Genomic DNA, 22,066 nt, shown 5'->3' with positions numbered 1-22,066 from the left:
AAACGGTGCGTATCGACCGCGAGTCAGCATTCGTCGGTGTCGGACTCGTACAGGTCGGTCGAGAGGTAGCGTTCGCCGGTGTCGGGAAGAACGACGACGACCAGTTCCTCCGGATGGTCGGTCGCGTATTCAGCGGCGGCGGCGAGCGCCGCACCCGAAGAGATACCGACCAGCAGCCCGTCCTCGCGACCCAGTTTCCGGGCCGCGGCTTTGGCGTCGGCCGCCTCGACGGCGCGGACCTCGTCGACGAGTTCAGTCCGGAGGATATCCGGGACGAAGCCGGGACCGATCCCCTGGATGTCGTGGCCCTCGGTGCTGCACTCCGAGAGGGTCGGCGACGCGGCGGGTTCGACCGCGACCGACGTGACCTCGCGTTTCCCCCGGTCTTCTTTCAGGAACGCCGAGACGCCGGTGATCGTGCCGCCGGTCCCGACGCCCACGACGACCGCGTCGACCGCACCGTCGGTGGCGGCCCAGATCTCCGGCCCCGTCGTCTCCCGGTGGACCGCGGGGTTGGCCTCGTTCTCGAACTGTCGGGCAGCGATCGCCTCGGCGCGCTCCGTGGCGCCCGTCATCCCGTCCTCGGCGGGCGTGAGCTCCAGATCGGCCCCCAGCGCCCGAAGGAGCCGGCGGCGCTCGGTCGACATCGAGGCCGGCATCGTCAGCACGCAGTCGTAGCCGCGCGCGGCCGAAACCGCCGCCAGCCCGATCCCCGTATTGCCGCTCGTCGATTCGACGACGGTGCCGCCGGGCTCGAGCGCGCCCGCTCGCTCGGCGGCGTCGAGGATCGCTCGAGCGATCCGATCCTTGACCGAGTAGGGGTTGGCCGCCTCGAGCTTTCCGAAGCAGTTGTCGGCGACGCTATCCAGTCCCAATAGCGGCGTCTCGCCGATCAGGTCGGCGACGGTTTCGGCGGCATCGACGTCGGCTGCGGGTTCGACGGTTCGGTCCATCGGTTCAGACGACCGGAGCCACCCCACTGCCAGTTACCCCGAACGTCTTCGGGTCTCGGCGGGGACGCTCGAGGCTCAAAGGGCCGTTTGAGCTTGGGGTGGGTTTATTCCCGTCTCCGGCGGTCGATCACCTATGGACCGACGACAGTTCCTCGCGGCCTCGAGTATCGGCCTGACGACGGCGATGGCGGGCTGTGCGGGAAGCCCGCTCAGTAGCGGCGACGCCGGAACGGAACCGGACGACGAACCCGGATCGAATTCGGATACCGTTCCTGAATCGGAATCGAGCGCGACTGAAGCGGACGGCGAAATCACGGTCAGCGCCAGCGGGGAGGTCGAAGCGGAGCCGGACCGAGCGGTCGTCAGCCTCGGCGTCGAGGCGTCCGGCGAGAGCGCCGAGGCCGTCACCGACGCGCTCTCGAACGGCGCCGAAGCGCTTCGTGCAGCGTTCGACGACCTCGGGATCCCCGAGGAGAACGTCGAGGAAGGCCAGTATCGCGTCCACCAGGCACGCGGCCGGGCGGACGACGGGTTCGAGGGGGCACACTCGTTCGAGGTGACCGTCACCGACGTCGACCGCGTCGGCGAGGTCATCGACGGCGCGGTCGAGGCCGGTGCTGACGACGTGGGGGCCGTGAACTTCACCCTGAAAGAGGAGACGCGGGCCGAACGCCGGAAGGACGCGATCGACGCGGCGCTTTCGAACGCCGACGAGGAGGCGGGCCACGTCGCCGACAACCGCGGCGTCGAACTCGAGGGGACGACGGCCGTCGCGACCGGCGACGTGCAGGTGCATTCGGTTCGGCGCGAAACCGCGACCGCCGACGACGCGGGCAGCGGCGGAGCACCGCCGACGGAGATCGACGCGGAGCCGGTCAGCGTCAGCGCCAGCGTGACGGTCACGTACGCGTTCGCGGCGTGACCGACGGGGCGCGACACCGGTTGTGAGGGGGGTTTCGTGTCGCGACATTGGGCTTTTGGCTTGCCTAAAACCGAACGCTTTTTACAATTGTTAGGCGTGCCTAAACCACATGGAATCAACCCGGGAGTTCGATCGAAGTCGACGGGCGTTCGTAGCGGGGGGGATCGCGGCCGGAAGCGCAGCGCTGGCCGGCTGTCTCGGCGGGGACGGCGACTCGGAGGACGGAAACGGCTCGTACACGGTGTCGATGGCACCGATGGGCGAGATCGAGTTCGATAGCGTCCCGGAGAACGCGTTCGTCACGTTCACGCAGTATGCCGACATGGCCGTCGCACTCGGTCACGGCGACGCGATCCAGACACTCTTCGCCCCGGAGATGTCGGGGACGACGATGAACAAGTTCTACGACCGGCTCGAGGGCGTCAGCGCGTTCGAGTGGGAGGGACTGGAGAACCCGCTTGTCGGCAGCAACGGCGTGACGAAAGAACAACTCTACAACGAGGAGAGCGACGTTCACTTCCTCGACCCTTCATACGTTCTGACGGCCCAAAGCAATTGGGACGAGTCGGACATCGACGAGATCGCCGAAACGGTCGGCCCGTGGATCGGCAGCTACCACAGCGGCGTTCACAGCGAGCCGGCCGATGCCTACGCAGACAGCTACGAGTACTACACGCTCTGGGAACTCTTCGAGAAGGTCGCGGCAGTCTTTCAGGAAGCGGAACGATACGAGGCGCTCAACGAGGTCTACGAGGGGATCCGATCGCACATCGAGTCGAACCTGCCATCCGAGAGCGAACGGCCGACGGTCGCTCGGGTCACGTTCAACGGCTCCGAGAACGTCTTCTACACCTACCACCTCAACACGCCCGGCTTCTGGCAGGCCGAAACGCGACCGCTCGGCGCACACGACGCTCTCGAAGACGTCGAGTGGCCGGACGACGACTGGGGGAGCATCGGCTACGAAACGATGCTCGAGGCCGATCCGGACGTCATCCTCCACGTCTGGGGGATCACGTCGCAGTACTCCATCGACGACATTCGGGAGCAACTGGAGTCCCATGACGCGGGCAGCGACCTGACCGCGGTCGAAAACGACCAAGTCGTCGCCAGCGGCATGCGCTATCAGGGACCGATCATGAACCTCTTCCAGCTCGAGATGACCGCCAAGCAGCTCTATCCCGAACAGTTCGGCGAGTGGCCCGGCTACGAAGCCGGCGAGTCCTACCCCGAGATTCCCGAGGACGAACGGCTGTTCGACCGCGATCGCGTCGCGAATATCGTTACCGGGGACTTCTGAGACTGCGGACCGCGAACTCGATCGGCGATCACACCGCCTCGAGTTACACCGCTTCGGGGCCGAAGTTACACTGCTTCGGGGCCGAAATTTGAGACGGCGCTACCGGTGTCGATCAGTCGGTAGCGAAACGGGCGGAAAAACGGCTGCAGTCTGCAGTCAGTGTGCGACGTTCAGTCGTCGGCGGGAACCGCCTGCGTGTCCGCTCGCTCGGAAGCCATGGCGAGCACGTCGTCGAAGAAATCGAGGGTGTCTTCGGGCCCGGGATTCGCTTCGGGATGGTACTGACGGGTGAGCACGTCGTACTCGATGCCGTCGATCCCCTCGGGCGTGTCGTCGTTGACGTTGATCTGGGTGACCTCGAGGTGCTCGCCGGGTTCGGCGACGGTGTAGCCGTGGTTCTGCGTGGTCATGACGACCTGCCCGGACTCGAGGTCGAGGACGGGCTGATTGACGCCGCGGTGACCGAAGGTCATCTTCTCGGTGGAGCCGCCGAGCGCTTCGGCGACGATCTGCTGGCCGAGACAGATGCCGGCGACCGGCGTGTCCTCGACGAACGCCTCGACGAGGGAGATCGCCTGGCCGAAGTTGACCGGGTCGCCCGGGCCGTTCGAGATGAACAGGACGTCGGGGTCGACGGCCTCGACGTCGGCGACGGCTGCATCGTAGGGGAAGACGTGGACCGTCGCGTCGCGCTCGAGCAGCGAGCTGATGATCGAGCCCTTCGCGCCGCAGTCGATCAGGGCGACCGTCTCCCCGTCGTTGTCTTCTCCGTGGACGACCGGTTCGTCGACGCTGACCTGCGCGCCGATGTCGGTGTGGTCGCTCATCGCCTTACACTGCTCGAGCTGTTCGAGGGCGTCCTCCTCGGTGACGTCCTCGCCGACGGCGATGCCACACTTCATCGCGCCGCCGTCCCGGATGTCGGTGACGACGTCGCGGGTGTCGAGGTGGTCGACCGCCGGGACGCCCTCGCTCGCGAGCCAGTCGACGACGTCCTCGGTGAGTTCCTTCGCGAGCACGGCGCGCGGGTGAACGCGGTCGTCCTCGAACCGCTCCTCGCGGACGCCGTAATTACCGATCAGCGGGTAGGAGAACGTGAGGATCTGCTCCTCGTAGGAGGGATCCGTCAGGCTCTCCTCGTAGCCGGTATAGGCCGTCGTGAATACGATTTCGCCGCGGGCTGTCCCGTCAGCACGACCACGCCCCTCGAGTACGTGACCGCCTTCCAGTGCGACGTAGGCTTCCGTCATTACGATCTACGTATCGGATGGACCATCATAAGTGTTGTCTTCGAAGCTCAGTTACGATTTTCGTAATCGGTAAGTGCGGGCCACGCGTAGGGACGCATCTCCATGGACGACCTGGACCGACAGATCCTCGATATTCTCCGGCGAGACTCCCGGACGCCGTACACCGAGATCGCCGACGAGGTCGGGACGAGCGAGGGAACCGTCCGCAATCGCGTCGAGCGGATGATGGACGACGACGTCATCGAACGCTTCACGATTTCGACCCGGACCGGCAACGTGCAGGCGATGCTCGAGATCAGCGTCGCGGTCGACGTCGACACCAAGGGCGTCTCCGAGCGGATGGCGGAGTGGGACGAGGTCGACTTCGTCTGGATGGTCTCGGGCGAGCAAGACGTCGTCCTCGTGGTCGACGCCGCGGACACGCGCGGGGTCAACGATCTCATCACCAAGGCTCGCGATCAAGAGGAGGTCGTGAGCACCAAGACGCGGCTGATTCTAGACGAAGAGCTCGGGTAGGCCGATCGTTCGAACGCGGAGTCGGGTTCCCCGAACCCGTCGGGTAGCCGTACGGGGTAGTCCCGAACTATGAACCCGAATCCGTCGCCCGGGTATTAGTTCGCGGCCGTCGTTTACGGACCGATGGCAAACCGGATTCACCTCAGCGACTGGGACGCAGTGACCGACGAACTGCGCCGGTTCGGCGAGGCCGGAGACGTGACTGCCGGCGACGACCGGATTCGGATCGACTTCGGCTCCGCCCACCTCGAGATCTCGCGGACCGGACGCGTCAGCACGGGGATGCCGCTCCACGATTTCGAGCGACGAGGGGCGGTCGACCTCGTCGTGAATCACGACGCGGGATCGCTCACGGTCGACGCTGACGACGTGACCTACACGTTCAGGCGACCCGGCGGGTGACGGCGCTCGCGCGGGATCCCTCTCAGTCGGCTTTCTCCTCCTCACCCGGCGGCGTCCCGACGCCCGGCGTCGGCCGTTCGATCGCGTCGATCACCTGTTTGCGGTTGTGGATCGCCCGATACCCCTTGCGCAGTAGCCGGTCGAATCCGGACCTCGAGACGCGCGCGCTCACGCGGCCGTCGCGGATCGCATCGACGATCGACGCGGGCGTGAGCCGATCGGCCTCGACGACCGTGTACGCTCGACCCACCTCGAAGGGGTAGTGGGCGTCGCTGCCACCGACCAGCGGCAGGTCTCGGTCGTCCGCCAACTGCTCGACGAGCGGCCTCGAGCGCGGGTGTTTGCCGTTGACCTCGATCGCGTCGAAGGGCACGTCGTCGAGTTCCCGCACCGTACTGTTCCGGAACGGGTGGGCGACGATCGCGGCGCAGTCGCGGTCGTGGGCCAGCGCGACCGCCTCCTCGGGGGAGAGCGCGCCGGGTTTCGTCGCCGCGGGCGGGTCGGGGCCGACGACGAGGACGTGGCCGCGGTCGGTCGTGATCTCGATCCCCGGCAGGGTCTCGACGTCCGGCGAGGGGTCGAACGCCGTGTAGTAATCGTGGTTGGTCGTCGCGACGCCCTCGAGGCCGCGGCGTTCGGCCGCTTCGGTGAGCAACCTGACGCCGATCGGGTCGAATCGATCCCCGAGGGACCGGCGGCCGTGGAAGAATCGCGTGTGCGCGTGGAGGTCGACCGAGTACATAGTGGGGCAAACGCCGGGCAGACCCTTTTGCGTGCGGCCGGCATGCACTGCAGTATGTCATCCGGCGAGGCGAGCGACCGCGTTCTCGTCTGCAATCCCGTGAGCGGGTCGGGGGAGCACGTCGACGACGTCATCGAACTCGCGACCGACCGCGGTTTCGAGATTCGAAAGACCGAGGAAGCCGGCGACGCGACGCGGTTCGCCCGCGACGCCGCGCCCGACGCCGACCTCGTCGCCGCGGCCGGTGGCGACGGGACGCTCAACGCCGTCGTCAACGGCGTGGCAGCGGCGGACGCCCTCGAGACGACGACCGTCGCCGTCGTCCCGGCGGGGACGGGCAACAACTTCGCGGCGAACATCGGCGTTCGGGGCCTCGAGCACGCGTTTGCGGTGATCGAAGACGGTCGCCGACGGTCGATCGACGTCGCGACGGCGAACGACCGGGTCTTCGTCAACTCCTGCGTCGGCGGCATCACCGCCGAGGCGAGCAGCGAGACGACGACGGAGAGCAAGGCGGAGTTGGGCGTGCTCGCGTACGTGAAGAACACGCTCGAGACGGTCGGCGAGTTCGACTCGCTCCCGCTGCGAGCGGAGACGGCCGCGGGGCCGAACGGCGAGAAAGCGCAGGCGTGGGAAGGCGAGGCGCTGTTCGTCCTCATCGGGAACTGTCGCCGGTTCACCGGCGCGCGGACCGCACAGGCCGACGTCGAGGACGGCCTGCTCGAGGTCACGATCGTCGAAGACGCCGCGACGACGAACCTGCTCGGCGGCGCGGCCCTCGAGGGGCTGTTCGGACAGGAGAGCACGCACATCGTTCGCCGCCGGACGCCGTCGCTGACGATCGAGAGCCGCGGGGAGTCCGTCGAGTACAGCCTCGACGGCGAGATGCTCGAGACCGAGCGCCTGCATCTGGAGACGAAACCGAATGCGCTCACGATCCCCGTCGGGGACGGGTATCAGCCGGATCCGGACGAGGGGGAGTTGTGGCCCCTCGAGACGGGGACGGATCGGTGATCGAGGACGGATCGATGACCGACGGTATCGATTCGAAACGACCGAGGCGAGACGATACTGGTTTCACGAACCGCCGTAATTGTGCGGATATGAGCACGCCGAACGAGGACCTGCAACACGAGAACGCGGGACAGGACGTGATCGCCGTCGACGCCGACGACACCGAACTCGAGTTAGTCAACCGACTCGACGCCCACACCGGCGACGGGATTCGACACCGAGCGTTCACCTCGCTCGTCTTCGACGGCGAGGGGAACGTCTTGCTCGCCCAGCGAGCGCCGGGCAAACGCCTCTGGGGCACCTACTGGGACGGCACCGTCGCCTCCCATCCCGTCGAGGGCCAGAGCCAGGAGGAAGCGACCCGCCAGCGCCTCGAGGAGGAACTGGGGATTTCGCCCGACCAGTACGACGACCTGCGACTGACCGACCGCTTCGAGTACAAGCGCTACTTCGAGAACGCGGGCGTCGAGCACGAGGTCTGTGCCGTCCTCCAGGTGACGCTGTCCGATCGCAGCCTCGACCCCGACGAGGAGGAGGTCGCCGGCCTGATGTGGGTTCCCTACGAGCGACTCCACTCGAATCCGGAGTGGTACCGACAGCTCCGACTCTGCCCGTGGTTCGAGATCGCGATGCGCCGGGACGTTCGATAGGGGGATCGATCCGCCCCGATCACACCGGTTTCGCGTCGTCGGCGTTCGGACCACGTGTCGATCGTTCGAGGGAACCGTCGGCCGGTCCCCGCTCGACGACCGTCCCTCGGTGCAGTCGCGTCGCCGAACCGAACACTGTCAAGAAACAGTACACGAGCGGGAGGTTTATGAGGGAGTGCCCATACATGCAGGATAGACTGCGATGGTCATTGGCACGTTCAGACGGCTTCTTCGGGGGAGTGTGATTTCCTCGTCCGCGTCGACAGGGGGGGCGACGGCCGCGGGGACGACCGACTCCGAGCCGTCGCTCGAGTCGGCCGCCGGGACCGACGAGCCGCTCGATATCTGTCTGTTGAGCTACCGTTCGAACCCGTACTCCGGGGGGCAGGGAGTCTACGTGAAGTATCTCAGCCGAGCGCTGACCGATCTCGGTCACTCGGTCGACGTGCTCTCGGGCAAACCCTATCCGGACCTCGACGACGGCGTCGGGCTGGTGAAACTGCCCGGCGAGAACGTCGTCGACGAACTCGACCGGCTCGGCCAGTTCGAGCCGTCGTACCTGCGCGATCCGCTCGCGCTCTACGAGTGGCTGAGCGCGCTCACCGGCGGCTTTCCGGACCCCTACGTTTTCGGTCGGCAGGTCGTCGACTACTTCGAGGAACACCAGCCCGCATACGACGTCGTCCACGACAACCAGTCGCTCTGTCACGGCCTCCACGCGCTCCGCGACCGGGGCCACCCCGTCGTGGCGACCGTCCACCACCCGATCACCGTCGACCGAGACGCCGCCCTCGCGGCGGCGGACGACCGGACCGAGCGGCTGTTGATCCGCCGGTGGTACAGCTTCCTCCGGATGCAACGCGAGGTCGTCCGGGAGCTTCCCCACGTCCTGACCGTCTCCGAGTCGGCCAAGCACCGCACCGTCACCGACTTCGGCGCCGATCCCGAGTCGATCCGCGTCGTCCATAACGGCATCGACACCGACCTGTTCGAACCCGTCGATCGCGCTCCCGATTCCGATCGACCGCGCGTGATGACGACCGTCAGCGCCGACGTTCCCCTGAAGGGGACCCGGCACTTGCTCGAGGCGTTCGCGGCCGTCCGCGAGACGATCGACGCCGAACTCGTCGTCGTCGGCGAGTTCGACGAGGGCGGCGACTGCGCGCGCCTCGTCTCGGAACTGGGGCTCGCGGACGCGATCGAAACCCACAGCGAGATCAGCTACGAGCGGATGGTCGACCTCTACGGGAGTGCCGACGTCGCCGTGGTTCCCTCGATCTACGAGGGCTTCGGCCTCCCGGCCGGCGAGGCGCTGGCCTGTGGCGTCCCGGTCGTCGCGACCACCGGCGGGGGGCTTCCCGAAGTGGTCGGCGACGCCGGCGTCCTCGTCGAACCGGGCGATTCGGACGCGCTGGCCGGGGCCGTTCGCGACCTGCTCGAGGACGACGACCGCCGCCGTCGGCTGGGCGAACGGGGGCGAGAGCGAATCGTCGAGGAGTTCGACTGGGAGCGGGCCGCCCGGGAGACCGTGCAGACGTACCGAACCGCCATCGAGACGCGCGAACAGGGGGGTTGAGATGGAGACGATCGATTTCGACCGCGTGACGCTGACGCCGGGGATGCGCGTCCTCGACGTCGGCTGCGGCGAGGGCAGGCACGTCCACGCCGCCGCCCTCGAGAACGTCGCGGAAGTCGTGGGGCTCGACCTCGAGCGGGAGAGCCTGGCGGCCGCGCGGGCAGATTACGAGGAGTACATCGCCGGCGAGACGGACGTGCCGGTCACCTACCTCTCGGGGGACGCGCTCAGACTGCCCTTCGAGGACGGCGCGTTCGACGTCGTCTGCTGTACCGAAGTGCTCGAGCACATCCCCGACTACGAGGCGGCGGTGGACGAGCTCCGGCGGGTCTGCGCGCCGGGGGGGACGCTCACGGTGAGCGTGCCTCGAGCGGGTCCCGAGCGGGTCTGTTGGGCGCTGTCGGACGAGTACCACGAGGTCGAGGGCGGGCACGTCCGCATCTTCGATCGCGAGGAGTTGCAGGCGGCCATCGAGCGCCGCGGGTTCCGGCGCGTCGACGGCCACTTCGCCCACGCGCTGCACGCCCCCTACTGGTGGCTCAAGTGTCTCTGGCGCGAGCGCGACGAGCGGGGTGAGCCGCCGCTGCCCCTGCGGGCCTACGACCGCTTCCTCGAGTGGGACGTCATGGAGTCGCCGCGGCCGGTCCGCCTGCTCGAGGAAGCGCTCGATCCCGTGCTCGGCAAGAGCGTCGTCTACTACTTCGAGCTGGAGGGGCGGTCGTGAGCAACGTGTCGTCGGCGGAGTCGCTGGCCGAGTGGGGGCTCGAGCCCGCGGTGGAGTACATCGAGCGCGTGCAGCGGTCGGACGGGCTGGTTCTCTGGTATCCCGACGGCCCGGCCGACCCCTGGGATCACGTCGAGAGCGCGATGGGGCTCTCCGTCGGCGGCCGCCACGAGGCCGCTCGCCGCGCGTACCGCTGGGTGGCCGACGCCCAGCACGACGACGGCGCGCTCTGGGCGACCTACGGCGAGCCTGACGAGGACGACGACGGTGCCCACGCCGGCGACGAGCCGCGCAAGGAGACCCACCGCAGCGCCTACGTCGCCGTCGGCGCCTGGCACCACTATCGCTGTACCGAGGATCGGGAGTTCCTCGAGGAACTGTGGCCGACCGTCCGGGACGCCGTCGAGTTCGCGTGCGACCAGCAGGCCTCGACCGGCGAAATTTACTGGACCGTCGGCGCGGACGGTGAGGTCTACGAGGACGCCCTGATTTCGGGCTGCGCCTCGCTCTACAAGAGTCTGGCCTGCGGCGCGGCCGCGGCCGGCGAACTCGGTCACGAGGAGCGCCGCGACCGGTGGCTCGAGGCCCGAACCCGCCTCGGCGAGGCGATCCGCTCGCGGCCCGACCGGTTCGACCGCACCTGGGAGAGCAAGTCCCGTTACGCGATGGACTGGTTCTACCCCGTCCTCTGTGGCGTGGAGACCGGCGATTCGGCGCGGGATCGGCTCGAGGAGGGGATGGACCGATTCCTCGAGGAGGGGCTGGGCTGTCGGTGCGTCTCCGACGAACCGTGGGTGACGGTCGCCGAGTCCTGCGAACTCGTGGTCTCGCTGGCCGCGGTCGGGCGGACGGAGCGCGCGCGTGAGATCCTCGAGTGGCTGTTCCAGTGGACGGACGACGAGGGGGTCTTCTGGACGGGGTATCAGTTCGAAGACGAGGAGTTCTGGCCGGGCGAGCGGCCGACGTGGACGGCGGGTGCGGCGGTGCTGGCCGCCGATGCGTTGTCGGGGCTCTCGCCGGCCGCCGACCTCTTTACCGCTCCGCGACCGGAGTAACCGCGATCCGACGGCTCTCGGTGACCGGGTCCGATTCCCGCTTCTCGCGGAGTGCGGCTAAGCGACGCCGAATGCCGGTCGGTCAGTACGGACGCGTGACACGACGCTCGCGTCACCCGTTCGTCGGTCGAGACGGTACGCCTCCCGACTATCGATCGATGGCCCTCGTTGCAAGCGTAAGGACTCGGTTTTACTCGATAGCCAGCACCGGTTTCGGTATGGACCGACTGAAGCGGCGAACGACGATCAAACTCGTCGGCTCGAGTATCGCACTGGGAGGTTTCAGCGCCGCCGCGAGCGCCCAAGACGACGCCGAAGAGCCGGATTACGGCGACTGGTTCGAAGACGTCGAAAATTACGAAGAGACCGAGGACCTGACGGGCGAGGACGAGGTCACGGTCGACGTCGGGGCCGGAGACGACGGCTACCAGTTCGATCCGCCCGCGATTCGCATCGATCAAGACGCGACGGTCGTCTGGGAGTGGACCGGCGAAGGAGGCGGCCACAACGTCGTCCACGTTCCCGAAGACGAGGAAGAGCTGGAAATCGAGGACGCGACCGGCGCGGACGAACCCGTCTTCGAGACCGATATCACCGACGAGGAGGGATTCACGTTCGAACACCAGTTCGAAGACACCGGGACGTACCTCTACGTCTGCGAGCCCCATCGCCAACAGGGGATGAAGGGAGCGGTCGTCGTCGAATAGGAGGACCCCTTCCGCGGTCGAGGCCCACACCCACCTCGGCGAAGCGATCCGCTCGTGACCCGACCGGTTCGACCGCACCTGGGAGAGCAAGTCTCGCTACGCGATGAACTGGTTTTACCCCGTCCTCTGTGGCGTCGTGACCGGCGATTCGGCGCGACCGTCGGAACTCCGACTCAGATCTCCCTGAGCGAGTAGACGAACAGCAACAGTCCAAGTGTGATGAACAGTCCCTCGGCGGTCCGGAGAAGATAGAGTTCTCGCCCGAACGCGGTCAGCCCGGTGTCGAGAGCGTCGTTGACGCCGAACTCGTACACCATCTCGATGATCGTGCCGATCGTCACGAACGAGAAACCGGCGCTGACGAGCAGGAACGTCCGGATGCCCTCGCGGCGGTAAGCCTGAAACGCGATGACCGTCAGGAGCAGTCCCAGCGCGAAGGTGAGGAGATTGATCACGGTGAACAGCCAGACCTCGGGCGGTTGACCCGTCTGGAGCACCGCCGCCTCGCCTATCGGCGACATGCTACGGAGTATCGCCTCCCAGCGAGCGCCACAGGCGCCCGAACCGGTCGATCACGTCGTCCCGGTACTGCAGATCGAGGCGGAACTCGCCGTCGGTAATCTCGAACGTGATCTCACGGACGGCCGTCTCGTAGATGCGATAGTTGTTTCCATCTGGGGAGATCTCCGTCTCCTCCTCCAGAAACTCCAGCTCAACCAGTTCCTCCGTGTGCCGGTAGACAGTGGTGAGCGATACGTCGAGTTCCACCTCGAGGTCGTCGGCTGACATCGGTTCGAGACTGGCGAGCGCGAGCATCTCCCTGGCATCTTCGCTCCCGATCGCCTCGAGGATCTCCTGGGTATCGACGTCCATTGACCTTCGAGTGTCGTGTCGACGGCGACGCGTTAAAAACGACGGGTGCGCCGCGTTTGCATGACCTGCAAATGCGTTTCGGGTTTATCCACGTCGAGGGACTACGCCCGGTTGCGGACGGGCGAAAGCCCGGTGTTCACGATGAAATGGGACTTCATCATCTGGGACGCCGAGCTATCGGACGATGGCAATGAACTCCGCCTCTCGATCGAAGGGGCCTGCAGCGAAATCGACGAGCAGACGTTCCGGCGCTTGCAGGAACACGGCGTCGAGGTAGACTCAATCTCGCTCAAGCCCGAGGGCGTGCGAAAGAAGCGGAACTGGCCGTCGTAATCCGGGCCGCTTCTCCACTCGCCGCGACCCGCTTTATTGCTCTCTCAGATTCAATTGCCCGAGGGTTGCACGCTGACAGAGCCCAATTCTTGACTATGCACACGGATCGTGATTTGTCGCGTGCATCTCGTAAGACGCTCTATCGGTAGGGCAGTCTCTTTTGTCTGAAGAGCTTACACGGGCGCGTTTGAGGCCCAAGATCGGCAATTTAGTAAGGTCGAAAAATAGGACCCGCAGGGTCGTGTGTGCGAATATATCAGGTGGCGGGTGGTCACCTGCGATGCTCTCTTGTTATGATGGTTCGAGGTCTTCGCTCTCTAATTCACCCTCGAGATAGGCGCGACCCCGATCCGTAATTCGGTAATAGCCCCGATCGTCGTCGACTTTTCGGAGAAGTCCGTGATCTTCCAAGACCGGAAGTCGACGCTTGACCGTCGGATGAGAGACACCGTCGATGTTGTACGAAACCACCGCTGGTGGCATTGCTATCCCCGTTTCCTCGAAGAATTCGAGCAGCGCGGGATCGGATTTCGTCATCCACGAAACCAGCGGGCGCATTCAGGAATCAGCTCTTAGATGGCTCGAGATCATCGGCATCTAACTCTCCCTCAAGGTAGGCACGACCTCGATCCGTAATTCGGTAATAGCCCCGGTCTTCGTCGACTTTCTCCAACAAGCCGTGGACCACTAACACCGGAAGACGTCTTTTTACTGTAGATTTCGATATACCTACTAAATTATATTCTGCAACTGCTGGCGGGATCGCAATTCCTGCTTCCTCGAAGATCTCGAGAATTGCAGGATCAGACTTCGTCATCCACGAAACCAGCGGGCGCATTCAATCGGTTGTCTCGCTTTCCTATGATAACTTCAGGTGGCATGCAGATGAATGCCACCAGATGGGGGCTACTTGGCCCCATATAGGTTAATTATAATACTCCCTATCTGGTAATAGAGTATGGAAGCCAGACGGACCCACGACTACTCGAATCGGTCCTCGAGAGAGAAGGCGGACCCAGTGCCTAACCACCGGCCCGCGTGGCTTCCGTAGTCCACAGAAAGCCATGCCCGACCACGATTCGCGGGGCCGTGAACGCCCCGCTCGAGCGGACGCATCACCCCCCAACTACCCGCCGAAAGACGGCCGACGCGCCTGGATCGAACTCACCGCCTTCCAGCGCGACTGTCTCGAGGCCGTCGCCCGCCGCGAGCGCGACGGCAAGCGCTGTTACCCCTCGGGGATCACCTGGACCCTCGAGCGCCGGTATCCCGCGGTCAGCCGCGCCCGGCTCGAGCCGAACCTGCGCGCGCTCGTCGGGCGCGACCTCCTCGCCGAACGCGACGACTCTGACGAGCGGGTGACCGCCTACGGGCTCACGGGTGCCGGGCGCGCGCTGCTCATCCAGCGCGCCGAACGCCTCGCCGCGCTCTGTGACCTCCGGCGTGACTGATCGGGATGGGAACCACGATCCGTGTTTTCGGCCCGTTCGGGGCCAACTGCTCTGTTCGATGGAGACGATTATCGAACGGTGTGTTCTGGAGGGGATAACGACGAAGAAGCGTCCTGCTATCGTGGCAACACGGGATCGCCACGCCCTCCCCAGCCGATTCGCTCACTAGCGTTCGCTCATCCCTCGCGCAATGGCGTCGGCCGCCCTCGCGACGCTCGGTCGGCCGACAGCGCGCGCCACCACGTATCGGTTAGCCAGTCCGGATGGCCGTCGGAACGATGATCGGCTGCCGAATACCCTCAAGAATCCAGTCACTGTCTCGGTGCGACGCGGCATCGTCTCGACGACCCCCGATCGGATCGGTATCGAGTTCAGACGCGCTTAATCCACGTTGCTCGAGGGAGGCACCCGTCCGATCCCCGTATCACAGACTACGCACGCGTCTACCCCGTTTTCCGCGGTAAACCGATCGAACAGCCTCGAGAGCCGAACGTCGTGGCTCGCGAGCACACCACCCGCCGCGAGATGATCCAGCGCCGCCTCGTACTCGAATCGCATATGGGGCAGCCGGTGGTCCGAGTCGTGAAGAAACAGGTTCAGGGGGCCGACGCGCTCGAGCAGCCCGGGCAAAACGTCCCGCGCATCGCCCCGATGGAGTTCCCACCGGTCGCGACATCGATCCGGGATCAGGTGGCCGTACTCGAACGGCCCCGGTGGCCCGCCGGGTAGGTCGACCGCGTGCAGGGTTCCACCGCCGTTCTCGCACATCGCCGCCAAAATGTGCGCGTCGAACGAGCCGAACAGCACCCCCGTCTCCACGACGGTCTCGACCTCGAGCGCGCGACAGACGACGTAGAGCGTCACCCCGTCGCGCCAGTGGGTCGTGTCGGTGGCGACGCCGGCCTCGTGGATCTCCGCCACGCGGTCCGCGTAGCTGTCGTGGAACCACTCGAGATCTTCATATTCTCGCTCGTACTCGCGCAGTTCGGCCGCCGAGGCGGGGAGCACGGCGGCCAACCGGTCGGCCCGCTCGCGGGTCTCCCGGCCGTAGTCGAGTCGCCGGCGCTCGAGGCCCAGTCGGGCCTTCCGAACGGCGTAGATCGCATCTCTGAGCGTGCTCGAGACCATTACCGGTAGCCCAGCGCCTCGAGTCGCGATTCGATCTCCGCACTCTCCCCGCCGTCCGCATCGTCCACACTGCTCGTCCCGCCCTCGCGGATTCCCTCGGGAAGTGCGGGATCGCAGGTCTCCCGGTCCCGCCCGTCGCGGACCACCCAGGGAACCCGTCGGAGCGCGGGGACCGGCGTCCCGGGCGGGTGCGACCAGACGCCGAACTCGCCGAGCCCGTTCCCGTGGTCGCTGGTCATCGCGACCCGCCCGTCGCAGTTCGCGAGCAGTCGAGCGACGTCGTCGAGGACCCACTCGAGGTTGTCCCGGTAGGCCGTCCAGACCGCCTCGAACGAAAAGTCGCCGTCGCGCAGGCGCATCCAGGGATCGTTCATCGAATCCGCCTCGTCGTCGCTCTCGGCCTCGGCTTCGGCGAGCGCCTCGAGGGCCTCGCGTTCCGCGGGCGAGAGCTCGTCGGGATCGAAGTCGTCGTCCGCCGCGGACGAGTCGCCGTCGGCGAACTGCCCCCAGTGCTCGATGTCGGCCGAGCCGAAGAACCACCCCGGCTCCGACCGGAAGGGCGCGTGGGGCTGCATGTAGTGGACGAGCACGCGGTCGATATCCAACTCCTCGCGGCGCCGCCAGATCGCGATCGCGGCGTCCGTGAGGGGGGCGGGCGGGATCGTCGAGATGTCGTCGTCGACCCACTCGTCGCGCCAGGCCTCGTGGAAGACGCCGAAATCGTCGGCGTCGAGCGGCAGGACGTCGCCGGACGTGACGAGAATGTGCTCGCAGGACTGCGACGAAAAGGGGTTGCCGGTGACGTAGGCGGTCCGGGCCATCTCCTCGCGGTACCGCGGCGCGAAGGTTCGGTCCATCCACTCCGCGGACTGGGAGCCGACCGACCACAGCGAGTCCACCGCCTCGGGGCCCGGAAGCGCGTCGTGGCCGGCCGCGGACAGTTCTCGCATGAGATCGAGACGGCAGCCGTCGAGCACGCAGCAGACGTCCCACTCGCGCTCCCAGATGGGGGTCGCGGGGACCAGTCGCGAGACCGCGTGGCCGATGCGACCGGTCGCGATTCGCTCGGAAACCGTCTCGAGATCCATCAACGCTGCACCTGTCTCTGCTCTGGATGCGGTTCTGTTAGTAGCTTTTGATCGGGAAACGGACCGTTCGCCTCGATTGGACGAAACCCCGACCCCGTCGCAACTATGGCATGCGGTAACAAGGCTTATTACATCCCTGTTCGTAGCCACGTCTGAGGACCACCGAAACAGGTCCCGTCTGACGATATGAGCTCCTCACCACCGGAAACCGAGACGTACGAAGTCACGCTCACCCGAGACGAGCAATGGGTCGCCCACTACGCCCTCTCGAAGCGCCTCGACGAGGCCCTCGAGATCGACGAGTTGCCCCCCGAGTGGACCCTCGAGCTACTCGAGACGCTCGAGGCCGACGGCGACACGGAGCGACTCACCGGCCCACAGGCCGACCGCCTCTACGATGAACTGGCGACGTACGTCGACCGCGAGGAGACGCCGGCCCGGGACGTGAGCGACGGCTCGACCGTCCTCGACCGGCTCGAGGTCGTCCGCGAAGCCGAGGTCTAAGCCCGTTCTTTTCTGTAGTCACGCGATTCGTCGTCGAACAGCCCACGGGCAGCCGTGCTCAGGGCCGCGTCGTCGCCCAGACGGCCGTAATCGCGAGCAAAATAGCGGGTGCCAGCGGGACGATCAACAGCGCGAAGCGGTAGCCCTCCGCCCCGGGCGGGACGAGGTAAATCGCAATCGGGGCGACGAGAAACGCGAAGACGATGACGGCGACGAGGGTCCAACCGCGCCAGTCGAACTCCCGGTCGGCCGTCGCGGGGTGGACCGGTTCGTGGTCCCGCCCGCTATCGGACGGTCCATCGGCTCCCCGTTCGCGGTCCGTATCGGCGTCGACCGCCGCCGGATCGTGGACGTAGCCGCCGTCGTCGCTCGAGCTCACTACCGATTCGTTGCGAGCGCGCAGTGAAAGCACTCACGGTTCCCCCGCCGCCGGTCTCCGAACGCGTTCGGTGTCGATTCGGCGGGCCTCGATCGCTCCCGGCTAGAGTTCGCTGTCCGGCCGGACGACGACCTTGCCGAACCCTTCGCGGTTCTCGATGATCTCGTGGGCGCGTGCGGTCTCGCTCATCGGCAGTTCCTCGCGGATGGCGGGCTCGAACGTGCCGTCCCAGACGAGTTCCAGCACGTCGTCGACCTGATCTGGCGTGGCCATCGTCGAGCCGATGATCTGCAGCTGGTTCCAGAAGATGCGCGGAATGTCCGTCTCGGGGTTGCCGCCGCCGGTGCCCCCGCAGGTGACGAGTCGCCCGCCCTTGGTCAGACTCTTGAGCGAGTTCTGCCAGGTGGGTGCGCCGACGTGCTCGACGACGACGTCGACGCCGCGACCGCCCGTCTCCTCGAGGACCCAGTCCGCGAAGTCATCCTCCTCGTAGTTACAGACGTGATCCGCGCCGTGTTCCTCGGCGTAGTCGAGCTTCTCCTCGGTGCTGCCGGTCGCGTACACCTCCGCGCCCGCGTAGTCGGCGATCTGAAGGGCAGCGTGGCCGACTCCGCCGCTGGCACCCAATACGAGCACCGACTCGCCGGCCTCGAGGTCGGCGCGCTCGATGAGCATCCGCCAGGCGGTCTGGAAGACCAGCGAGCTCGAGCCGGCGACCGCCCAGTCGACGTGGTCGGGGACGGGAATCAGGTTATCTTCGGGGATCGCGGCGTACTCGGAGTGGACGCCGGTGACGTGCTCGCCGATGATGTGAAAGCGCGGATCGAGCGTCGGATCGTCCATCCGCAGATCGCCGACGCCGGCCGAGAGCGCGACGTGATCGCCCGCCTCGAAGCGGGTCACGTCCTCGCCGACTTCGTCGACGACGCCTGCACCGTCGCTGCCCGGAATGTGTGGCATCTCGAGATCGATCCCTGGCATCCCCCGTCGCGTCCAGATGTCCAGATGGTTGAGCGCGGCCGCCTTGATGTCGACCAGCACCTCGTCCCGATCGACCTCGGGATCGGGATACTCGCCGTACTCGATGACGTCCCTGTCGCCGTGCTCCGCGAATTGGACTGCCTGCATGTACGGTGGGCAACGGAAACGCCGGCCATAACAGTTGGGCTACCAGCATGCCGTATTCGCCGCAATCGGTTCGTACTGAAAGCGACGTTGCACTATAAACCGTTATCTGTCAGGGGCGTGTCGAGATAACGGAAAACCGATGGCAACTGAAACGGAGGCGGCGTCCGAGATCGAACGGGAGGCGGGCGTGGGGTGGCGCGTCTGGCTCGAGCAGGCCGGCGCGTTCACCCGCCGGAATCTGCAGGAGGTGCGAAACAGCGGGATCATGCTGCTGTGGGTACTCGCATTCCCCGCGTTTATGTACTCGCTTCAGACGGTGCAGGGGGACGGAACGACTGCCACGGCCGATGCGAGCGCGTCCATCGGAATCGGTGTCCTCGGGTCGATGTTCGTCTGTCTCTTTATCTTCGGAAACCAGCTCGCGACCGACCTCGAGGACCGGCGCTACGTCGCCTATCGATCGATGCCCATCTCGCCGTCGGCCGAACTGACCGGCCGAATGACCGCCGGACTCGTCCTCGCGGCGGGCGCGTTCGCCGCGACGATCGTCGCCGGGCTGGCCACCGGCGCGTCCTACGGCCTCCGCGGCCCCGAATCGGTGCCGATCGTCCTGGTCGCCGGCGTGCTGAGCTGTCTGTTCTGGATGGTCGTCGCGATCCCGTTCGTGATCGCCGCGGGGAACAAACAGGTCGCGACGGTGGCGACCACGTTCGTCGCCGTCACGACGTTCATCCTGACCGGGATCAACGGTGCCGTTCCGGCGCAATCGGTGATCGACGGCCCGGTGTTGAACTATCTCCCGAACACGCTCCCGACTCGACTGCTTATCGCTCACCTCGTCCCGGCCGAGAGCTGGACGGGGCTCGGCATCGCACCGCCTGCGATGCCGATCGGGCCGAGATTCCTCGCGTTGCTGGCCATCTATGCGGTCCTCGCAGTCGTCGCCGGAACGGTGCTCGTGAATCGAATGCTCTACGACCAGGGGTGGTGGCCGTGACCGATCCGGTCGCGACCGTCGACGGCGTCCGCAAGTCCTTCGGCGAGGAGGGCGTCCTCGAGGACGTCGATCTCACGATCGAGGACAGCGAACTCCTCGTTCTGATGGGGCCGAACGGGGCCGGCAAATCGGTGTTACTCTCCTGTCTCGCCGGCAGCGAGCGTCCCTCCGCAGGCAGCGTCGACGTCTTCGGCGAGCCAGCGACGGCCCGCGCGGACACGACGAGTTTTCTCCTGCAGGACGCGCTCGCCCTCGAGAAGCTCACCGGTCGGGAAACCGTCCACTTCTATCGCCGGCTCCATCCGGCGTTCACGGACGACTGGCGCACGCACGTCGAACGGCTCGGGCTCGCCGGCGACCTCGACAAGACCGTCGTGGACTACTCCGGCGGAATGGTGCGGAAACTCGAGCTCGCCATCGCCGCCAGCATCGACGTCCCGCTGTACCTGTTCGACGAGCCGACCGCGGCACTCGATCTCGCGACGATCCCGGCGGTCCACGAGCTGTTCCGCGAGAAACAGGCCGCGGGAAAGACGATCGTCGTCGCCAGCCACCGACCGATGACCGCTGACATCGCCGACCGAATCGCCTTCCTCGCGGACGGTCGGATCGTCGCGACCGGAACGCCTGACGAACTGCTGGCGTCGGTGCCGCCCGTCCTCGAGACGGGTGCATCGAACGCGAGCGCGCTCGCGGCGGTCGTCGACGGCGAGCCGTTCGCGGTGGCCGGGAACATCCGCGGGTTCGTCCCATCACAGTACGAGGACGCGGTTGCAGATAATTCGGGAGAGGTACTCGACGAACTCGCGGCCACATCGGGGATCGATCGAACGGCGCTCGCGATCGCCGAACCGACCTACACCGACCTCTTCACGTACTACACGAACGGCCCGTCGACATCGACTACCGCCGATCACCGATGACCGGAGACGGACGTTTTTACCCGCCGGCTTTCGAAGACGCGGTATGAACGAGACGGACTCGGACGCCACCGAACCCGACGACGCGACGCTCTGTACCGGCGTCGTCACGATCGCCTCGGACCGCAGTCTCGAGGCCGACGCCGCCGGCGACGTCATCAGCGAGGCGCTCGAGGACGACGGCAGCGAGATCGCGGTGCGAGAACACGTCGGGACGGACTACGACACGGTGCAATCGATCGTCTCGCGGCTGATCGACCGCGACGACGTCGAGATTGTGATCACTGCCGGCGCGACCGGCGTCGAACCGGACGATATCACCATCGAGGCCGTCGATCCGCTCCTGGAGAAGGAACTGACCACGTTCAGCGAGCTATTCACCGTGTTGGCCTACGAGCGGACCGGCACGCAAGCCGTCACCGCACGGACTCTCGCCGGCATCGCCGAGGGGACCCCGGTCTTCTGTCTCCCCGGCCACCCCGACGCGGCCCGCCTCGCGCTCGAGGAGATCATCCTCTCGGAAGCGCCCAGGATCGTCGACCTCGCGCGCGAGGTCGAGCCGGATTCCGAGGCCGATACCGAGGGCGAGACGGACGCCGAGGATGATCCGGACACCGCGGACGAACCGGCGGAAACCGCTTCGCCGAGCGAAGCGACGAACGGGGGTGCCTGACGTGGCATCCGACGGTAACGGTGCCGGAGGCGACGCCATCGACAAGGCGTCCGTCCGCGAGCGGATCTGGGACGACCTCGAGGAGAGCGGCGAGGCGCGGTTTCCGTTCCCGCCCCACGGCCGAATTCCGAACTTCGCCGGGGCGAAGGAGGCCGCCGATCGGCTGGCCGAGCAACCGGAGTGGACCGAGGCGACGTCGATCAAGGCCAATCCCGACGCGCCGCAGTTGCCCGTCCGGCGGCGGGCGCTACGCGAGGGAAAGACGGTCTACATGGCCGTGCCGAGACTTCGGGACGAGGAGTGCTTCCTGAAACTCGATCCCGACGACCTCGAGGACTACGACGCGGCGACCACCGTCTCCGGGTCGTCGGAACACGGCGAGCAGGTCGGGCCGGAGGCGGTCGACCGCGTCGATCTGATCGTCTCCGGCAGCGTTGCTGTAACCGAGGAGGGTGGCCGAATCGGCAAAGGAGAGGGCTACAGCGACCTCGAGTACGCCGTCCTCCGAGAGCTCGGTCTGGTCGACGAGTCGACGCCGGTAGCGACGACGGTCCACGAACGGCAGGTGATCGACGACGCCGTCGCGATCGAGGCTCACGACGTCGCGATGGATCTCGTCGTCACGCCCGAGCGGGCGGTGCGTCCCGAGGGCGGGAGCGAGCAACCCGAGGGGATCGACTGGGCCCTGCTCCCGGACGAGCGGCTCGCGGAGATTCCGGTCCTCGAGTCGCTTCGAGGGCGATAACTGCGTCTCTCGGTGACGGGTGTGTCGTCTCAGTGC

28 protein-coding genes and 1 pseudogene are annotated in these 22,066 nt (G+C 66.4%); 18 read left to right on the top strand and 11 right to left on the bottom strand.

All coding sequences use genetic code 11. The features are described from left to right. Window positions 1-23: 23 nt before the first annotated feature. Window positions 24-953, bottom strand: coding sequence for a cysteine synthase A (gene cysK / locus AC0QDI_RS20225; RefSeq protein ID WP_474671242.1), 930 nt, complete (start codon window positions 951-953; stop codon window positions 24-26). Between the two features lie 133 nt (window positions 954-1,086). Between cysK and AC0QDI_RS20220 the strand changes: the two genes are divergently transcribed. Further along, on the top strand, window positions 1,087-1,875 hold the full coding sequence (locus AC0QDI_RS20220) for an SIMPL domain-containing protein (RefSeq protein WP_474671240.1): 789 nt from the start codon (window positions 1,087-1,089) through the stop codon (window positions 1,873-1,875). Window positions 1,876-1,984: 109 nt separating this feature from the next. Further along, window positions 1,985-3,175 carry an ABC transporter substrate-binding protein gene (locus tag AC0QDI_RS20215; protein ID WP_474671238.1) on the top strand — a complete coding sequence of 397 codons (1,191 nt, stop codon included), beginning with the start codon at window positions 1,985-1,987 and terminating at the stop codon, window positions 3,173-3,175. A gap of 170 nt (window positions 3,176-3,345) precedes the next feature. On the opposite strand, the gene carA is transcribed toward AC0QDI_RS20215, so the two are convergent. After that, window positions 3,346-4,425, bottom strand: a complete 1,080-nt coding sequence (gene carA, locus AC0QDI_RS20210; protein ID WP_474671236.1) for a glutamine-hydrolyzing carbamoyl-phosphate synthase small subunit — start codon at window positions 4,423-4,425, stop codon at window positions 3,346-3,348. A gap of 102 nt (window positions 4,426-4,527) precedes the next feature. Between carA and AC0QDI_RS20205 the strand changes: the two genes are divergently transcribed. Together AC0QDI_RS20205 and AC0QDI_RS20200 are read left to right on the top strand one after the other, a co-directional pair. Beyond that, window positions 4,528-4,941 (top strand): Lrp/AsnC family transcriptional regulator, encoded by a 414-nt coding sequence (locus AC0QDI_RS20205; protein WP_006430489.1) that lies wholly within the window; start codon window positions 4,528-4,530, stop codon window positions 4,939-4,941. Window positions 4,942-5,064: 123 nt separating this feature from the next. Next, window positions 5,065-5,343 carry a hypothetical protein gene (locus tag AC0QDI_RS20200; RefSeq protein WP_474671233.1) on the top strand — a complete coding sequence of 93 codons (279 nt, stop codon included), beginning with the start codon at window positions 5,065-5,067 and terminating at the stop codon, window positions 5,341-5,343. A 22-nt stretch (window positions 5,344-5,365) separates the two neighbouring features. Here AC0QDI_RS20200 and AC0QDI_RS20195 read toward each other — a convergent pair whose 3' ends face one another. Next, window positions 5,366-6,085: a PHP domain-containing protein gene (locus AC0QDI_RS20195; RefSeq protein ID WP_474671231.1), complete on the bottom strand. Its 720-nt coding sequence runs from the start codon at window positions 6,083-6,085 to the stop codon at window positions 5,366-5,368. A 54-nt stretch (window positions 6,086-6,139) separates the two neighbouring features. Between AC0QDI_RS20195 and AC0QDI_RS20190 the strand changes: the two genes are divergently transcribed. The 7 genes and pseudogenes from AC0QDI_RS20190 to AC0QDI_RS20160 form a co-directional block, all read left to right on the top strand. Further along, window positions 6,140-7,099, top strand: coding sequence for a diacylglycerol/lipid kinase family protein (locus AC0QDI_RS20190; RefSeq protein WP_474671229.1), 960 nt, complete (start codon window positions 6,140-6,142; stop codon window positions 7,097-7,099). Between the two features lie 89 nt (window positions 7,100-7,188). Continuing rightward, window positions 7,189-7,749: an NUDIX hydrolase gene (locus tag AC0QDI_RS20185; RefSeq protein ID WP_474671227.1), complete on the top strand. Its 561-nt coding sequence runs from the start codon at window positions 7,189-7,191 to the stop codon at window positions 7,747-7,749. Between the two features lie 202 nt (window positions 7,750-7,951). Further along, window positions 7,952-9,325, top strand: a complete 1,374-nt coding sequence (locus AC0QDI_RS20180; RefSeq protein WP_474671225.1) for a glycosyltransferase family 4 protein — start codon at window positions 7,952-7,954, stop codon at window positions 9,323-9,325. 1 nt (window position 9,326) lies between these two features. Further along, on the top strand, window positions 9,327-10,049 hold the full coding sequence (locus AC0QDI_RS20175) for a class I SAM-dependent methyltransferase (protein ID WP_474671223.1): 723 nt from the start codon (window positions 9,327-9,329) through the stop codon (window positions 10,047-10,049). After that, window positions 10,046-11,104 (top strand): glycoside hydrolase family 15 protein, encoded by a 1,059-nt coding sequence (locus AC0QDI_RS20170; protein WP_474671221.1) that lies wholly within the window; start codon window positions 10,046-10,048, stop codon window positions 11,102-11,104. The genes AC0QDI_RS20175 and AC0QDI_RS20170 overlap by 4 nt, the downstream gene beginning before the upstream one ends. 218 nt (window positions 11,105-11,322) lie before the next feature. Next, window positions 11,323-11,811: a halocyanin domain-containing protein gene (locus AC0QDI_RS20165; RefSeq protein WP_474671219.1), complete on the top strand. Its 489-nt coding sequence runs from the start codon at window positions 11,323-11,325 to the stop codon at window positions 11,809-11,811. Between the two features lie 16 nt (window positions 11,812-11,827). Then, window positions 11,828-11,968: pseudogene (locus AC0QDI_RS20160) on the top strand (prenyltransferase); the annotation flags it as partial. Between the two features lie 16 nt (window positions 11,969-11,984). Here AC0QDI_RS20160 and AC0QDI_RS20155 read toward each other — a convergent pair. Together AC0QDI_RS20155 and AC0QDI_RS20150 are read right to left on the bottom strand one after the other, a co-directional pair. Further along, the gene (locus AC0QDI_RS20155; RefSeq protein WP_474671217.1) at window positions 11,985-12,332 is read right to left on the bottom strand and encodes a DUF7521 family protein; all 348 of its coding nucleotides are present in this window, start codon (window positions 12,330-12,332) and stop codon (window positions 11,985-11,987) included. 1 nt (window position 12,333) lies between these two features. After that, window positions 12,334-12,684, bottom strand: a complete 351-nt coding sequence (locus tag AC0QDI_RS20150; RefSeq protein WP_474671216.1) for a transcriptional regulator — start codon at window positions 12,682-12,684, stop codon at window positions 12,334-12,336. 141 nt (window positions 12,685-12,825) lie between these two features. Between AC0QDI_RS20150 and AC0QDI_RS20145 the strand changes: the two genes are divergently transcribed. Next, window positions 12,826-13,017: a hypothetical protein gene (locus AC0QDI_RS20145; protein WP_474671214.1), complete on the top strand. Its 192-nt coding sequence runs from the start codon at window positions 12,826-12,828 to the stop codon at window positions 13,015-13,017. Window positions 13,018-13,308: 291 nt separating this feature from the next. Here AC0QDI_RS20145 and AC0QDI_RS20140 read toward each other — a convergent pair whose 3' ends face one another. After that, a complete protein-coding gene (locus AC0QDI_RS20140; protein ID WP_474671212.1) occupies window positions 13,309-13,575 on the bottom strand; it encodes an ArsR family transcriptional regulator in 267 nt (88 codons plus the stop codon). A gap of 7 nt (window positions 13,576-13,582) precedes the next feature. Next, window positions 13,583-13,855, bottom strand: coding sequence for an ArsR family transcriptional regulator (locus tag AC0QDI_RS20135; RefSeq protein ID WP_474671210.1), 273 nt, complete (start codon window positions 13,853-13,855; stop codon window positions 13,583-13,585). Between the two features lie 226 nt (window positions 13,856-14,081). Between AC0QDI_RS20135 and AC0QDI_RS20130 the strand changes: the two genes are divergently transcribed. Beyond that, complete coding sequence (locus AC0QDI_RS20130) at window positions 14,082-14,468, top strand: PadR family transcriptional regulator (RefSeq protein ID WP_474671208.1); 387 nt, start codon at window positions 14,082-14,084, stop codon at window positions 14,466-14,468. A gap of 381 nt (window positions 14,469-14,849) precedes the next feature. Here the strand turns inward: AC0QDI_RS20130 and AC0QDI_RS20125 are convergent, their stop codons facing one another. Next, on the bottom strand, window positions 14,850-15,596 hold the full coding sequence (locus AC0QDI_RS20125) for a class I SAM-dependent methyltransferase (protein ID WP_474671206.1): 747 nt from the start codon (window positions 15,594-15,596) through the stop codon (window positions 14,850-14,852). Beyond that, window positions 15,596-16,684 (bottom strand): hypothetical protein, encoded by a 1,089-nt coding sequence (locus tag AC0QDI_RS20120; RefSeq protein ID WP_474671204.1) that lies wholly within the window; start codon window positions 16,682-16,684, stop codon window positions 15,596-15,598. Before AC0QDI_RS20120 ends, AC0QDI_RS20125 begins: the two co-directional genes overlap by 1 nt. 186 nt (window positions 16,685-16,870) lie before the next feature. Here AC0QDI_RS20120 and AC0QDI_RS20115 point away from each other — a divergent pair, with 186 nt between their 5' ends. After that, complete coding sequence (locus AC0QDI_RS20115; RefSeq protein ID WP_474671202.1) at window positions 16,871-17,188, top strand: DUF7853 family protein; 318 nt, start codon at window positions 16,871-16,873, stop codon at window positions 17,186-17,188. Window positions 17,189-17,246: 58 nt separating this feature from the next. On the opposite strand, the gene AC0QDI_RS20110 is transcribed toward AC0QDI_RS20115, so the two are convergent. Then, complete coding sequence (locus AC0QDI_RS20110) at window positions 17,247-17,567, bottom strand: DUF7977 family protein (protein ID WP_474671200.1); 321 nt, start codon at window positions 17,565-17,567, stop codon at window positions 17,247-17,249. Between the two features lie 102 nt (window positions 17,568-17,669). Next, window positions 17,670-18,695, bottom strand: coding sequence for a zinc-binding dehydrogenase (locus tag AC0QDI_RS20105; RefSeq protein WP_474671198.1), 1,026 nt, complete (start codon window positions 18,693-18,695; stop codon window positions 17,670-17,672). 139 nt (window positions 18,696-18,834) lie between these two features. Here AC0QDI_RS20105 and AC0QDI_RS20100 point away from each other — a divergent pair, with 139 nt between their 5' ends. Genes AC0QDI_RS20100 through AC0QDI_RS20085 form a run of 4 tightly spaced genes read left to right on the top strand, consistent with a single transcriptional unit; the run spans window position 18,835 to window position 22,030 of the window. Next, on the top strand, window positions 18,835-19,692 hold the full coding sequence (locus tag AC0QDI_RS20100) for an ABC transporter permease (RefSeq protein WP_474671196.1): 858 nt from the start codon (window positions 18,835-18,837) through the stop codon (window positions 19,690-19,692). Continuing rightward, on the top strand, window positions 19,689-20,615 hold the full coding sequence (locus AC0QDI_RS20095; RefSeq protein ID WP_474671194.1) for an ABC transporter ATP-binding protein: 927 nt from the start codon (window positions 19,689-19,691) through the stop codon (window positions 20,613-20,615). Before AC0QDI_RS20100 ends, AC0QDI_RS20095 begins: the two co-directional genes overlap by 4 nt. Window positions 20,616-20,658: 43 nt before the next feature. After that, a complete protein-coding gene (locus tag AC0QDI_RS20090; RefSeq protein ID WP_474671192.1) occupies window positions 20,659-21,285 on the top strand; it encodes a MogA/MoaB family molybdenum cofactor biosynthesis protein in 627 nt (208 codons plus the stop codon). Next, entirely contained in the window at window positions 21,215-22,030 is an 816-nt protein-coding gene (locus AC0QDI_RS20085) for a 5-formyltetrahydrofolate cyclo-ligase (RefSeq protein WP_474671190.1), read from the top strand. Before AC0QDI_RS20090 ends, AC0QDI_RS20085 begins: the two co-directional genes overlap by 71 nt. The last annotated feature ends 36 nt before the right edge of the window (window positions 22,031-22,066 follow it).

The organism is Natrinema sp. LJW11 (assembly GCF_056135975.1).
This window is presented reverse-complemented; position numbering and strand designations above follow the sequence as displayed.